This window comes from Lactobacillus sp. 23-2 (assembly GCF_044902225.1).
Lineage (GTDB): Bacteria > Bacillota > Bacilli > Lactobacillales > Lactobacillaceae > Lactobacillus > Lactobacillus absianus.
Genome location: NZ_JAOQBX010000024.1, coordinates 14,569 through 27,678, shown reverse-complemented (window position 1 = coordinate 27,678; position 13,110 = coordinate 14,569). Strand labels below are relative to the sequence as shown.

Annotated in this window: 11 protein-coding genes and 1 tRNA gene; 5 read left to right on the top strand and 7 right to left on the bottom strand. The window is 46.0% G+C overall.

Annotated elements, in window-relative coordinates:
• Positions 1-34 precede the first annotated feature (34 nt).
• The 3 genes from OCH80_RS08200 (at position 35) to yaaA (ending at position 2,409) form a co-directional block, all read left to right on the top strand.
• The gene (locus OCH80_RS08200) at positions 35-622 is read left to right on the top strand and encodes a hypothetical protein (RefSeq protein ID WP_404539817.1); all 588 of its coding nucleotides are present in this window, start codon (positions 35-37) and stop codon (positions 620-622) included.
• A 188-nt stretch (positions 623-810) separates the two neighbouring features.
• Positions 811-1,104, top strand: a complete 294-nt coding sequence (locus OCH80_RS08195) for a hypothetical protein (RefSeq protein ID WP_404539814.1) — start codon at positions 811-813, stop codon at positions 1,102-1,104.
• Between the two features lie 543 nt (positions 1,105-1,647).
• On the top strand, positions 1,648-2,409 hold the full coding sequence (yaaA, locus tag OCH80_RS08190) for a peroxide stress protein YaaA (RefSeq protein ID WP_404539812.1): 762 nt from the start codon (positions 1,648-1,650) through the stop codon (positions 2,407-2,409).
• 271 nt (positions 2,410-2,680) lie between these two features.
• Here yaaA and OCH80_RS08185 read toward each other — a convergent pair whose 3' ends face one another.
• The 6 genes from OCH80_RS08185 to OCH80_RS08160 all read right to left on the bottom strand — a co-directional run bounded on the left by OCH80_RS08185 (position 2,681) and on the right by OCH80_RS08160 (position 10,546).
• Positions 2,681-2,911, bottom strand: coding sequence for a hypothetical protein (locus OCH80_RS08185; RefSeq protein WP_404539810.1), 231 nt, complete (start codon positions 2,909-2,911; stop codon positions 2,681-2,683).
• Positions 2,912-3,435: 524 nt separating this feature from the next.
• The gene (locus OCH80_RS08180) at positions 3,436-6,822 is read right to left on the bottom strand and encodes a DEAD/DEAH box helicase family protein (protein WP_404539807.1); all 3,387 of its coding nucleotides are present in this window, start codon (positions 6,820-6,822) and stop codon (positions 3,436-3,438) included.
• Positions 6,822-7,805 (bottom strand): Eco57I restriction-modification methylase domain-containing protein, encoded by a 984-nt coding sequence (locus OCH80_RS08175; RefSeq protein WP_404539804.1) that lies wholly within the window; start codon positions 7,803-7,805, stop codon positions 6,822-6,824. The genes OCH80_RS08180 and OCH80_RS08175 overlap by 1 nt, the downstream gene beginning before the upstream one ends.
• A gap of 1 nt (position 7,806) precedes the next feature.
• On the bottom strand, positions 7,807-8,730 hold the full coding sequence (locus OCH80_RS08170) for a restriction endonuclease subunit M (RefSeq protein WP_404539801.1): 924 nt from the start codon (positions 8,728-8,730) through the stop codon (positions 7,807-7,809).
• Positions 8,731-9,098: 368 nt separating this feature from the next.
• A tRNA-Thr gene (locus OCH80_RS08165) sits at positions 9,099-9,171 on the bottom strand.
• A gap of 97 nt (positions 9,172-9,268) precedes the next feature.
• A complete protein-coding gene (locus tag OCH80_RS08160) occupies positions 9,269-10,546 on the bottom strand; it encodes an alpha-amylase family glycosyl hydrolase (protein ID WP_404539799.1) in 1,278 nt (425 codons plus the stop codon).
• A 310-nt stretch (positions 10,547-10,856) separates the two neighbouring features.
• Here OCH80_RS08160 and OCH80_RS08155 point away from each other — a divergent pair, with 310 nt between their 5' ends.
• Positions 10,857-12,086: an OFA family MFS transporter gene (locus tag OCH80_RS08155; RefSeq protein ID WP_404539796.1), complete on the top strand. Its 1,230-nt coding sequence runs from the start codon at positions 10,857-10,859 to the stop codon at positions 12,084-12,086.
• A 148-nt stretch (positions 12,087-12,234) separates the two neighbouring features.
• Positions 12,235-12,666 (top strand): helix-turn-helix domain-containing protein, encoded by a 432-nt coding sequence (locus OCH80_RS08150; protein ID WP_404539793.1) that lies wholly within the window; start codon positions 12,235-12,237, stop codon positions 12,664-12,666.
• A gap of 19 nt (positions 12,667-12,685) precedes the next feature.
• Here OCH80_RS08150 and OCH80_RS08145 read toward each other — a convergent pair whose 3' ends face one another.
• On the bottom strand, positions 12,686-13,009 hold the full coding sequence (locus OCH80_RS08145) for a hypothetical protein (protein WP_404539791.1): 324 nt from the start codon (positions 13,007-13,009) through the stop codon (positions 12,686-12,688).
• Positions 13,010-13,110: the final 101 nt, after the last annotated feature.

The window sequence follows — 13,110 nt, the reverse complement described above, 5'->3', positions numbered from 1 at the left end:
GCGTGAGCACTAGCCTATAAAGAAACCCCCGACCTTGGTCGGGGGAGCATGTCATAAGCTGGAGACCGACCAGCAGGAATTCAAGATTGGCCGCCACGCGTTCACCTACTGCTACCAAAAGCCGGTTCTGGCTGGCAATACGAAAGCCATCAAGAAGATCAACGCTGCCTGGGAGAAAGACTATCAGCACAATCAGCATAACTTCGCCCTCCTGAAAGAGGCGGCAGTCGCCCTTAATGATCTCGACACCACCTGTTCCAGCCGCTTCCTGGTGACCGTTACCTATAACAAGCATGGCGTCATTTCTTTCCGGCAAGACGCGGAATTCTACCCTGTAGCCGCGGGCTATCACAAGTACAATGGCGGAGCCTACTCATTGACGACTGGCAACCGCATCCCCGTCTACGACCTGGTCAAAGGCTCCCGGGAAGTCGTACTGGCCAGACTCAAGCAAGAGGCTGAGAAGCAGGACGCGCTTAACTTCTATGATGAAGCCGCCAGCAACCTGGACGAGCTCAACTACACGATTGTCCCCGACGGCATGGTCTATATCTACCCCCAGTTCTTCAAGGCCACGGGCCGGGACGCGATCGTCGTCAGCGGAATTTTTGAAAAAGAATAAGCTGAAGAAAAATTTCTGCCGCGGCCTAGCCCAAGCGAGCCGCGGCAATACGGCAAAAGCTGCATAAGTGTCCTGGCAAGAAAGCCTGAGTTCACGGGCTTGCGGGGACTTTGGCTGTCATTTTTTCCAAGACGCGGTCTGTGCAATAATCTTTTTAACAGATCAGTGAATGCGTTAAAGGAGAAAAAATGAACACGAGCAAGGCAAGAAATTACGACCTGATTCTGGCTGACATCAAGCGCGAGCTCCAGCTCGGCTATTTGACCGACTATGTTTGGTTCTACGATTCCCGCCGCTGCGGGCGGCATATTTTACCGGACGAGCAGGAGTTCCGCAGGATGCCTGACGGCTGCGTCTGCTTTATCCCCGTCGACCGCACCCTCGCCAAGTGCTGGCCGAATTTTGCCGCGATCAACCGCAAGAAGGTTACCGCGGCTGAAGGCTTGGCCTCACTGGAAATCGCGGCCAAAGAGCTTTGTTAGGAAAATTTGGATGAAAGATCACTGGTCTAGGAAAGCCTGCCATGCGTGTTAAGCGTGACAGGCTTTTTTGTTGGAAAATTAAGGATGCAGAATTGGCTAGTGAAAGGCTTGCGTGGCGGGGATGGAATCGTCACGCCTAGCGCAAGAATGGCTCTACGGCGCGGTTTGCTGGCTGCAAGCTGCAGTTTGCGGACACAATGGCCACTAGTGTAAGATGCCTGTTGGAAAATAAGCAGCAAAGGGAGTGAGCCCGCCAAAAGCAACTTTTTTAATGCATCCATTACTTTTCAAGAAAATAGTCCAATCCTTTGCAGGGGATTGGACTATTTTGATTTATTTAACGTTTATTTTTGGGACTTTTCGGGAACCAGTTCCCCCAACTAAAGCAAAATCCGCGCATCCCCTTTCCGAACCCTAACCAACCCACTACCGCGGCCAAGCCCCAAACGCCGGCCGGTCAATGCAACGCGTCCGCATCCCCCTTCCCGCTTTCTTTTTTGGCATTTTTTTGTCAAAATCTACTTAACGAAGCGAGGTGCTCCTATGAAAATTATTATTTCCCCAGCCAAAAAGATGCAGGTGGACGCGGACTCTTTTTTGCCGCAAAGCCAACCTGAATTCATCACCGAAGCCAGCGAGCTGCTGGCCTTCTTGAATACCCGGACCAAAGACGAACTAACGGCTATCTGGCAGGCCAGTCCCAAGATCGTGGATTCAGCCCTGCAGCAGCTGGACGCGCTCGACCTCAACCAGGCCCAAACGCCCGCGATCATGGCCTTCACTGGCATCCAATACCAATACATGGCGCCGGATGTGCTCCCGCAAGCCGCTCTGGACTACCTGCAAGATCACCTGCGCATCCTGTCTGGTCTCTACGGCAGCCTGCGCCCCTTCGATGCCATCAGTCCCTACCGCCTGGAGCTGCAAAGCAAGCTGACCGGCTTCAAGTACTACAGCCTCTATGACTACTGGCAAGACAAGGTCTACCAGAGCCTGTACGCTGACGATGACATCGTGGTCAACCTGGCGTCAAGCGAGTATTCCCGCCTGCTCAAGCCTTTTGTCAAAAAGAACCAGCGCCTAATCGACATCGTCTTCCAGGAAAACAAGCATGGCAAATGGCGCACGGCCGCGACTCATGCCAAGATGTCCCGCGGAGACATGGTCCGCTTCATGGCTCAACACGACATCACCGACGCGGATGCACTCCAGCATTTCAATGATTTCGGCTATAAGTTCTGCCCCGCGGCCAGCAGGCCAGATAAATTCGTCTTCCGGACCGACTACGATTTCAAGCGCAAATAACACAAAAAGACCGTCAGATCTTTCGATCTAGCGGTCTTTCTTATGCGTGCCAATTATTGGGTTAATGGCATAAATCGTATTATACCAAGCTTATTAGCACTTAGAAATTATCCAGTGTGCTCAGAGTGTGTTCATTGTCTAAGGCTATCAGAAGTCTGGCGAACTCCGCTTAGGAGCCGTCTGCCAACTGTCCTTCCGAATCTTCTCTAAATTTCATTTAGTTTCCACCATTAAGCTGGGAATATTTCTCAGTCTCAATTCATCACAACCCTTACTTTCCAATTAAATTCAGCATATCAATCGTTTGATCTTGCATTGCATGGACATAGTTCTTTAGGAACATGTCTACCGTATGCCCCATTCTTGCTGCAGCCCAAGGATAACTCATACCAGGAGTATTAGCCAATCTAGAAGCCACCGAATGCCGACAGGTATACATGTTAATTGCTTCGTTTGATTTTATATTCATTTCTTTGCACAGCTCTTTAAGCTTGACGTTCATATTTTGTTGCCCGATAAGATAACCTTCCGCACAAAGTTTATAGTCCTTCAAATAGCAAACAGACTTAAGTTATGTAGAACAAGGATGAACTTAACTCAAGAAGAGTTTTCTGAGTAAAAAAGTTTTGGAAAGATGAATTTTCTTTTTTATTCGAGAATGAAGATTTTCGCAAGTCTGTCGAAGGAGATTCTAGCGACGAATTTACGGAAAAGGTTTCCCAACTTATAAAGAATGACTACGAGCGGAAGGTCATCAATCGAAACCTCCAAGTATTTTTAGAAGGTTTTAACGCCGAGATAGAAAAAGTTAGATCTAGTGCTGAAAATTATTCTGTAGCTTATAGAAATCCCGACGACACAGAAAAAATGAAATCAGCCAAAGAATCACTAAAACACGCAGTTGAGAACACCATCTCATTTCTTGAAGAATCAAGAGAAAAACTTTTATAGCACAAAAAAACGAGGCTACTTTGTAAGTGTAGTCTCGTTTTCTTATTTCTCTTATGTCTAGACAAAAGATTCTCTTTATTCCGGGAAAATTTCGTCCAGTTTGTCAGCTAATGTACCATCCTTAGCCAATGGTAGCGAGTCAACCTGCTTAAAGTGCTTGTCGCTAATGTCTCCCGACTTGTCAAAACCAAAGATGTATTCATGCGCGATCCGGTAAATGATCTCTGTTGGTGCCAGACCGTAAACCTGCTTTTCAAAAATGTGCTTCAAACGGTCATGCTCAACAGGATATAACCGTTTCATCTCAGAAGAAGCCATCAGTCGCTTTACTATTTCGGTAATGTACAAGCCAGACTTCACGTACAAATCTGCAAAAGTTGCATTGTCATCGTCAAAGCAGTTAGGATTTTCATCTTCCAGCATATCTACCATATCCTTCACAACCTTCTTAGGAGTGAAGATCTGGTTAGTCTTTTGTGGCGGAATATAGTCAAAAATATCCTCTTTGTGATCATCATCGAACCAGTCAGCCAGATCCTCTTTCTTCTTCAAGAATTCAGCACATGAGTCGTTGAAGACGACATTATCAAACAAATGGCCTTCAAAGTGCTTGCGGTGCTCCTCGCCTGGTAATTCATTGCCATTCTCATCTTCTTCTTGATAATCGTAGCCATCACGCAAACGTCTAAACCACTCAATAGAAGTCCCGGTAACCTCTTCAAAGACATCTGGCGGTACGATCTTATCAAAGTTCTCTAACCGGGTCTCTTGATCCCCGTAAGCCATCAAAAATGACGGAATGGTACGGGTGAAGCCTCTCAAGTGGTCACGGACTGAAGATTCAATTTCAACCTTCAGTGCATTCTTCTTTTCAGTTTCAACAGTCTTAACAACGGTTTGAGCTGCTTTATCAATGAGTTCCTTGTTATGAACTTGCTTATTGATGTTTTCCAGCATCTCCCCCTTCATCTTCTGGCGCTCTTCGTCGAATTGCGAATTAAGATCAGCAATTTCAGCAATTGTAGCACCGTTTTTCTTTGCATTATCCACAGCTACTTTTGCTTCATAAGACTTCTGATTGTCCGCAATCTTCCAGCTGCTGTAAGTCTGAGCAACAATATGATCCGTTGTATTCCGCAACTGATGATCCAACTTCTTTTGAGTTGACTTCTTCAGTTCCCGGCCGTAATGCTCTTTAGCTGTGTTTACTAAAGTATCAGAAATTGGCTTACCGAACGTTTCTTGTAAGTCCTTAAGCTCCTTTTTCTCGCTGTCTTCTTTAGTGTTTTGAGTCTTGGTAAGCTGAGAAATCGACTCATCCAGATTATCACTGACATCCTTGTAAATTTTTTTACCAAAAACATCTTTGGCGGTGCCGATAACCTCTTCATTAGGAATATCCACATCACCATCATCGTTAATGTCAAGATCTTCCTTAGTATCTTCCCCAGCATCTACCTCCTTAGGAGTCGGTTCCTCGATTGCTTCCCAATTGTTGATCTGTTCCTGGACTTCTTTAGGAGCGCCAAAAATATTGGAGATATTAGTAAACAAGAAGTTGCTCATAAAGCCACGAGATACTACTTCCTTTGCGTGAATGTGCCGAGGAATAGTCATAACCTTCTCGGCATCCAGTTCGATCATTGAGCCATTATCATCTTCACCATATACAGGAAAGTAGTTAAGAAGCTCCCGGATGTGCTTCTTTCGATGATCCACGTCACCCTTGCCCGCAGCAGTATCCGGTGACAAGTCGACCGCAAATTTTTCAAAGATATCCAAAGTTCTTGCTGGGTCAAAGTCAAAAACGTAGGCATTCTCTTTACGGAATGAATCACCATTAGCATTTTGGAACAAACATGGATTTTGAGCACGGAAAGCGGCTTGCATGTACAAAGCTGGGCTCTTCATGTTCGAAAGCATCAAAACAGCAGTCCATTCTGGAATAGTAACGCCAGTTGTCAACTGCCCCACTGAAAGTGTAATAGTCTTATCGTGGTTAGCAATTGCATCTCTTACCTTATCGTAGGCCTTGATGTTTTCATCATCTTCATCAAGCTTACCGTCACCAGCTGCCAGAACAATCTCATAATCCTTGAAAACATCGTTTTCTTTCAATTTCTTGGCTAAGCATCTAGCAGAGCTAACCCGGTTAAGCAGCCAAAAAGTATGCTTCAGTTCATTTCTGAGTTCTGGAGTACTGAACGGAAACTTTTCCTGCGTTGTCAGAGCTACCAGGAACTTATCCACATCTTCGTCATGAACAAACTTCGTCCCAGATTCATTGGTCCTAAAGAATTCATTCAAGTCAAAGGCATATTCTTCAACATCTCTGTCCGCTAATTCAATCCCAGCTTGTGCCTTATCCCGGACAATATCGCTCATCTGATAAGTCAGCATGTTCAGCTTAGGCAGATTAATATATGGATTCCCGTCTGTTGCATCGCCATCCCATTCCGCTTTCTTACGTTGCTCATCAGCATAAGTCCAGTTATAGATAGCGTCATCATCAAATTTATCGTTGGCCAGGGCCTTAAATGGAGTACCGGACAGGTGTAAAGTAGCCTTACGATTAATCTGTTCAAATGCAGCGTCAGTCTTGTAAGTATCTACACCTTCATGAGCTTCATCGATGATCAAGATATCCCATTCAGTGTGTGCTACCTCTTCCAGCTTTTCTTCGATTCCGCCAAAGTAGATCGACCGCTTCAAGTTTTGCAAGCTGACAAACTCAATACAGCCCAGGTCATCATCATCTGACTTGATGGCCTTCTGTACGTACTCATCACGGCTAAAAACGTACTTCTTGTCCTTGATACCGTCAACGACAGAAACGAACACGTAGCCAGACTGCGGTCCTAGGAAGGTCTCGTAGTCGCTGTACCAGCTGTTAGCGATGGCCGGACGGTTAGTGACGATAAGAACACTCTTTGCACCCATCTTCTTACAGAGATCATAGGCAGACAGCGTCTTCCCAAAACGTGGCTTGCAATTCCACAGGAACTGACCATCCTTGTGAGCGGCAAAGTAGCTTTTAGCCTTGTCAACCGCCTCAGCTTGTTCACTACGCAAGGTATACGGAATGACAGCATCTGACGGAACAGAAGTGGAAATTTCACCATGATTTTCTTGGAAATCTTTGAAGTAGTTCAGAGCAGGACCTGGATCAATGTGAAACCACTCTTTCCCCTTCTTCCGTTCAACACCTTCACGAGTTAAATACTTGTGGAAATCTTTATCATTAAAGGAATCGTAAGGTTCCGTTGTGAATTTTGCCAAACGGTGCCAGCGGACTTCATAGTCAACATCTGGTGTGTTCGTCTGCTCATGAACTCGTGTATCAACATCACGTTCAGTGTAGCCAATCTTAGTCCAACCATCATGTTTAGGAACATCCGGAGTCTGGTAAGCATATATTTGCGGAGCAACTTTAGCAGCAGTCTTTATTTTCACTCGAGCCATTATGCCATCTCCTTTTTCTTCATCATGTTGTTTATAAATTTTGACTCATCTTCACTTAATCCAAAATGGTAATACAACATTTCATCTGTCCAATGCTGATTTAAGTCAACAATAGGAACAAATTGAAATTTATCTTTCGATAAATTGATAGAAGAAATAGCTTGAAGAAGAAGAAATCTGAAAAATTTTGTACATACATAACTAGCAAAATTTTCAGCCTTATCTTTTGATAAAGAAGCGTACGCTACTAAATAAGAATCAGTACATACCTCTCCTGGTTGTAAAACTTTAACAGTAGAAATAACCGCAAATTTTCCATTCTTATCTGGCTCTCCAGCGTGCTCAGAAGTTATTCGACTAATGATAACTTTATATTTATCTATCAACTCTTCTCCCTTTGTTATAGAGTTAAATGAAACATAACCGTGACCGCCACTTGAATATACAAGACAATCATCATCTGATTCTTTTGCTTTATTCCCCCTAAAAGACGATGGCAAACCAAATGAATTACGAGAATCTACAGTTTCAGAAACTAGGCTAGGATTATCTTTTAGCACTTTATGAATAATATCAACTGATTCATTATATCTGACAAGAACTGGAAATTCAGATAAATCTCTATCAACAGTTGATTTCTTACCGTCATGAATATTAGTAAACTCACACGTATCAGATTTATTTAAGCTAGACCACAAAAAATAATTAACACCGCCACCAATACTAGCATTTGGAAAACAATCTTTCGCATTAACAAAATCAACAATTTTGACGAGATGGTGATCATTCAACATCTCTGCTCTGAATGAATCTAATCCCTTTCCCCCTGCAAACCACTTTGACGGAGTAATTAAATCTATAGCACGTGGATTAAGCTTCTTAGCTTCATCAAAAAAATCTTGATATACAGGAGTTGCACTTGCACCTGCTCCGCCATCACTAACTTGATAGGGCGGATTCCCAATTACATAGTCAAACTTCATTTTACATTCCTTCTTTCATCGAATTGTACTTTATGGCTTTATCACTTCGCCAATCTCTGATCTTACATTCCTCATCGGGTTGGTCATCTTCTTCTATCCCCGTATCTTCACCATATAAACCAAGTCCTAATTGCTCTGGCTCTCTAATTTTTCCGAATGGAACACAGCCAGTAAAGCCATCCATCTGCCAAAAATTCCAAGCAATGATATTTGCCCATTCGCAGATCTGCTTTTCACTTGTCTTACCGCCAAATCTCTGGTCTCTATACTCACACAAGCTGTCTAACACGTTGATTCTGGCAATGACCAGATTATCCCCTTGATATTCATAACCGTAAGAGGCTTGTAGCGCCTTAGTGCTCCATTTAATCCATTCTTCTTCAGTTTCTGTGTTTTCCGATACAACTCTTAATTTTCTATCCAGAAATCCAACTCTTTCCTTAATTGGAATTTCTTCACCCGTTGCCGGATCATATCTGCTTACAACGAAAGGAGCCTCACCACAGGTTATTTCTAGTCTTCGTAATCTAATGTAGTCCTGCCAGCTCTGTCCTTCGGAAAATTGAATTTTCTCTTCGTTAGTAGTCCAGCTATGGTCCTCATTTTCAACGTTAAAGACTGCTTTACGTCCAAACCAATCTTCATCACAAAAATTGTTCATCTGGTTAACAATCCAGCTGGGGGTAAATACTTCCGCCTTTGTTTTTGTCCGTTCCGCTTTCTCCTCAACGCTCTTTTCAACCCGAGGCTGGAGCGAGATGATCTTCAATGTTTTCTCGGTAACCCTGGTCTTGGCGTCTATCGGATACATATTGTAGATGTCAGTGGCAAAAATTATATTCTTTTTAGTCGTCTTGTCTTTTAGCAGAATGTTTAAAGCGATCTCTACTGGATATGAGTCTAAATCGATCAGTTTCGTTCCCATATCTGTCCTTTCTGAATCATGATCTGCCCCTAAAAAGCAGTCTTCATAATATCTATTTTATCGTACTTTGTAAGTCCAAACTCACAAATATATAATTGACTCTATTTAAAGACTTCAGCACACACAAGCACACAGTTTTAGCCTATAGAAATGCTAATTTATCAAGGTTTGTAAGGTACTTTGTTCCGAAATTCAGCACAATTTTTGCCTTTGAGTTTACCCCAGTGTGCTGATCGTGTGTCAATATCTTTTCATATCAAAGTATTTCAAACCGTCTCAAAGTTGTTCAAAACAGTAAAAAAGCCTATCACCACGGGCTTGATTAGCCTTAGATAATAGACTTTTTTACAGTTGTTTAATACTCTTAGTGCCAATTATTGGAATCGAACCAACGACCTTCTCTTTACGAGGGAGATGCTCTACCAACTGAGCTAAATTGGCATTTCAACTCTTTTATTGTAGCAAACTATCAGCTTTTGTCAAAAAGTTTTCGCCAATTTTTATAAATCTTGCGTCTCTCCCTCGTTTTTCGGCTAAATTATTTCTGCAGGATCGTAATTTCACCAACCCGCATGATCCCAGAATAGACCTGCACTTCACTGCCATCGTACAAGTTCTTGTAGATGCCTTCTGGCAATTCGGTGGCAATCGCCTGCTTCTTGCCCGTCGTATTGAAAATCCCCAGCAGCTTTTCTTCACCTAAGCTGTGGACGGCTTCCAAGACGCCGGCACGGACTTCTTTGGCCTCATAGCCGCCCTTGGCCATGATCGGCAGCTGCTTGATCGCATGCATCCGCTGCATCAACGCCGTCAAGTCAGGGCCGCTGGTCCAGTCAACCGGATCCTTGTCAAACAGGGTCACATGGTGGGCATCCCCCTTTTCCTCTCCGTTGTAGATCAGCATGGCTCCCTTCATAAAGTAGACAAAAGCCGTCATCGCCCGCAAAGCCGCAGGATCAGCAATCATCCCATGCGCCCGCAATACGTCGTGGTTCTCCAGGAAGTGGGCCTTGACGTAGTTCTCTGGGTAGATTCCTTCTTGCCGATTAAGGCCAGCCAGGTAGTCGCTCAGGTCCTTTTGCCCCAAAAGCGCTGCCCGCAGGTCCGCGTAGATGTCATAGTCATAAGTCAGGTCGAAGGCTTGGTAGAGCTCTGAATCTGACCCGCCAACTGCCCCCTGGCTTCTCAAGAAGCGGATGAAGCCCGGGTCGCCGGATTCCGCCAGCCAGATTGCACCTGGCCGCACCTTGGCCACTTCTGCTCTGGCATACTTCCAAAAGTCGACCGGCACCATCGGCGCCACGTCGCAACGGAAGCCGTCCACGTACTTGGCCCACATGGCCAAAGTCTCCGCCTGGTACTTCCATAAGTCCTTGTGACTGTAGTCCAGGTCGATGACGTCGCTCCAGTCCCCGACCCGGTTGCCAAAGCTCCCGTCTTGCTTGTGGTAGAACCAGTCCGGATGCTCCTTGGCCAAGACCGAGTCAGGCGAGGTGTGGTTGTAGACGCAGTCGATGATGATCTTCATCCCCTTGGCATGCACGTCCTGGCACAAGCGCTTGAAGTCTTCCATGGTCCCATACTCTGGATTGATGGCCCGGTAGTCGGCGATCGCGTATGGCGACCCTAAGCTGCCTTTGCGCTTTTCCTTGCCTGACGGCTGGATTGGCAGCAGCCAGATGATGTCCGTCCCTAAGGCCTTGATCCGGTCCAAGTCCCGCCGGACGCCTTCAAAATTGCCTTCTGCTGAATAGTCGCGCACGAAAATGCTGTAAATAGTCTTGTTTCGCAAGTCGATCTTGGTATCTTTAGCCATTTTTTCCTCCTTGCCCGCTTGGGCTGCTTATCACTGCTTCTATCTTACTCCTTTTTCGCAAAGCGCTTTCAATTTTATTATCATGTTAGCGGTAACGAGTTTGCTGGCCAAAGGCAGAACCTTATTAAAAAAAGTCCCCTAGATTTAGTAGTATAGGTAGCGATTACATCACAATATCTTGAAAATTCACCCTTGTTAGCTGCTGGCAAGCATGGTATCCTTAACGCATCGAATGATATTGACCCTATTTAAGAATATTGTTCGTGTTTTGTCTAAAAGTCCAAAGAATTTTAAGGAGAATATCTTAACAATGAAGACTAATCGTTACATTGTTGCTTTGGCGGGGGTCATGCTGCATCTGATGATCGGCTCAGTATACGCTTGGAGCGTCTACACGAAGCCGATCGCGGCACAGACCGGCTGGAGCGAATCATCAGTTGCTTTTGCATTTAGTTTGGCCATCTTCTTCCTAGGGATGTCCGCGGCCTTTATGGGCCGCTTGGTTGAAAAGTTCGGTCCAACCCTGACCGGGACCGTTTCCGCGATTCTTTACGGGAGCGGGATCGCCTTGACTGGCGTGGCCGTTCACAGCCAACAGCTCTGGCTCTTGTACCTGTCATACGGCGTTATCGCTGGCTTGGGCCTGGGTGCCGGCTACGTTACTCCGATCTCAACCATCATCAAGTGGTTCCCAGACCGGCGCGGCCTGGCAACTGGCCTGGCCATCATGGGCTTCGGCTTTGCCGCCCTTTTGACCAGCCCAATCGCCCAATCCCTGATGTCCAGCGTTGGCCTGTCCAACACCTTCTACATCTTGGGGCTGGCCTACTTCCTGGTCATGATCGTTTCTGCCCAGTTCATCAAGCGGCCAACTGCCAGTGACCTGGCACAGTTCAAGAAGGAAGACAAGGAAGCCGTTTCCTTGACTGGCGGTCTGCAGATGACGGCCAACCAAGCTTTGAAGACCAAGACCTTCTACTTGCTCTGGTTCATGTTCTTCATCAGCATCACCTGCGGGATCTCCCTGGTTTCTGCCGCTTCACCAATGGCTCAGGAACTGACTGGAATGAGCGTTTCTACCGCGGCCGTCATGGTCGGCATCATCGGCCTCTTCAACGGCTTTGGCCGTCTGGTCTGGGCTACTCTGTCCGACTACATTGGCCGGCCACTGACCTACAGCCTGATCTTTGTCGTTGACATGGCCATGTTCGTGATCTTGATCTTCACCCACTCACCATTCATCTTCGCGGCTGCCCTCAGCCTGCTGATGTCCTGCTACGGGGCTGGCTTCTCAGTTATCCCGGCCTACCTGGGCGACGTCTTCGGGACCAAGGAACTGGGTGCCATCCACGGGTCAATCCTGACTGCCTGGGCTGCTGCCGGCATGGTTGGGCCACTTCTGCTCTCCTTCACTCACGAAGTCCTGAAGAGCTACTACGTTACTTTAGCCGCCTTTATCATCTTGGCTGGTCTGGCCTTGGGCGTTTCCGTCCTGGTTCAGCGCGAATTCGCCAAGCTGACTGACGCGGTTGAAGACTAAACTTAATTTCTGAATCTTAACAGCTTTTGCTCAGATAGCCTTGCTCCATGGATCTGTTGGTCCATGGAGTTTTTTTGCTAAAAAAAGGCGCTATTTAATGTTTAGAACTATAATTGAAGAAGAGAAATGGTTAAAGGGAGGGAAAATCATGAGGCTTCCGGACAAGCTGCGCGACCTGCGCAAGAAACATGGCTTAAGCCAAAAAGAATTAGCCGACAAAATCGGTGCCAGCAGCTTTGAAGTGGTCGGCTGGGAAAACGGCGAAAGCGTGCCTGATATTTCCTATATTGCCAAGCTGGCCGACCTGTACGGCGTTTCGCCTGACTTCCTGCTCAAAGACGACAAGCAGGAAGGGCAGACCATTGAAGCCGACGAAGAGCAGGACCAGCCAAAGAAAAAGGCGGCTGATCCTAAGCGCTTGGGCAAGATCAACAGCATCTACTGGACCATCGTCATCGCGGTCTACTTCTTGGTCAGCATCGCTAGCGGCCGCTGGACCAGCAGCTGGAGCATCCTGCTCTTGGGCGGCGCCATCTGGCTGATCGCGGCCGGCTTTCACTGGGTCAATTCGACTAAATAATTAAGGAGCTGCTTCTTAATCAGAAGCCAGCTCCTTTTGCTTTGCTATATATTATATTGTTGGATGCCATGATGTAGAAGGTCAGCAGGGCCATGACAATAATGGCAATTGCCAAAGCCAAGACGGCAGCCGCGATGAAATTGAGGCCATGCTTGCTAAAAGTCATCAGCAAAATGTCAGACAGGAACATCCCCGCAAAACATGTGATCCAAGCCGCTGCATTTGCATAGCCAAGATGCGAGAGCAACAGAATCACTGGCAACGATCCAGTCAGACAAACTACGATCGTCCAATATATCTTGGGCGGATACATATGAGACAAGCGATCCCGTATTTTCTTCATTTTTCCATTTTCTCCTTAGTAAAAATCTCATCCTGTTACATCTAGATTATAGGCTTTTTTGTGAAAATGGTAACAAAAAGTCAAATTTATTTTTTGCCCCT

Coding starts and splice junctions, on each gene's coding strand:
- OCH80_RS08180 (WP_404539807.1), bottom strand. CDS start 6,822: ATGGCTCGAGTGAAAATAAAGACTGCTGCTAAAGTTGCTCCGCAAATA.
- OCH80_RS08175 (WP_404539804.1), bottom strand. CDS start 7,805: ATGAAGTTTGACTATGTAATTGGGAATCCGCCCTATCAAGTTAGTGAT.
- OCH80_RS08145 (WP_404539791.1), bottom strand. CDS start 13,009: ATGAAGAAAATACGGGATCGCTTGTCTCATATGTATCCGCCCAAGATA.
- OCH80_RS08155 (WP_404539796.1), top strand. CDS start 10,857: ATGAAGACTAATCGTTACATTGTTGCTTTGGCGGGGGTCATGCTGCAT.
- yaaA (WP_404539812.1), top strand. CDS start 1,648: ATGAAAATTATTATTTCCCCAGCCAAAAAGATGCAGGTGGACGCGGAC.
- OCH80_RS08160 (WP_404539799.1), bottom strand. CDS start 10,546: ATGGCTAAAGATACCAAGATCGACTTGCGAAACAAGACTATTTACAGC.
- OCH80_RS08185 (WP_404539810.1), bottom strand. CDS start 2,911: ATGAACGTCAAGCTTAAAGAGCTGTGCAAAGAAATGAATATAAAATCA.
- OCH80_RS08195 (WP_404539814.1), top strand. CDS start 811: ATGAACACGAGCAAGGCAAGAAATTACGACCTGATTCTGGCTGACATC.
- OCH80_RS08150 (WP_404539793.1), top strand. CDS start 12,235: ATGAGGCTTCCGGACAAGCTGCGCGACCTGCGCAAGAAACATGGCTTA.
- OCH80_RS08170 (WP_404539801.1), bottom strand. CDS start 8,730: ATGGGAACGAAACTGATCGATTTAGACTCATATCCAGTAGAGATCGCT.